This window comes from Flagellimonas myxillae, from assembly GCF_023502235.1.
GTDB lineage: Bacteria > Bacteroidota > Bacteroidia > Flavobacteriales > Flavobacteriaceae > Flagellimonas > Flagellimonas myxillae.
Genome location: NZ_JAMFLY010000013.1, coordinates 1 through 676, shown reverse-complemented (window position 1 = coordinate 676; position 676 = coordinate 1). Strand labels below are relative to the sequence as shown.

1 protein-coding gene is annotated in these 676 nt (G+C 53.0%); it reads left to right on the top strand.

Going from position 1 to position 676, the window contains the following annotated elements; all coding sequences use genetic code 11:
• Window positions 1-676, top strand: a 676-nt coding sequence (locus tag M3P07_RS17705) for a hypothetical protein (protein WP_249971259.1), incomplete at both ends; no start/stop codon positions are given.

The following is a 676-nucleotide window of genomic DNA, read 5'->3' as shown; positions in this document are numbered from 1 at the left end:
CACCGATGCCCAGGTGGCAACGGCGGTCAACAATGAGTTCCCCAACCTCGACACCGATGTGACCGATGACTTTTCCGGTAGCTTCAATGACCTAACGGACGTGCCTGCCAATCTTGATACAGATTCCACCGACGATTTTGATGGGGAGTGGAGCTCACTTAACAATGTACCTGCCGGGTTTGCCGATGATATCGACAACGATACCCAACTGACCGATGCGCAGGTGGCGACCGCCGTCAACAACGAGTTCCCCAACCTCGACACCGATGTGACCGATGATTTTGATGGGGAGTGGTCCTCACTTAACAATGTGCCCGCCGGATTTGCCGATGATATCGACAACGATACACAGCTGACCGACGCACAAGTGGCCACGGCCGTCAACAACGAGTTCCCGAATTTGGACACCGATGTGACCGACGACTTCTCGGGAAGCTTTAATGACCTTACGGACGTACCGGCCAATCTGGATACGGACTCAACTGATGATTTCAGCGGAAGTTTCAACGACCTCACGGACGTACCGGCCAACCTTGATACCGACTCAACGGATGATTTCAGTGGTAGCTTCAATGACCTAACGGACGTGCCTGCCAATCTTGATACAGATTCCACCGACGATTTTGATGGGGAGTGGAGCTCACTTAACAATGTACCTGCCGGCTTTGCCGATGAT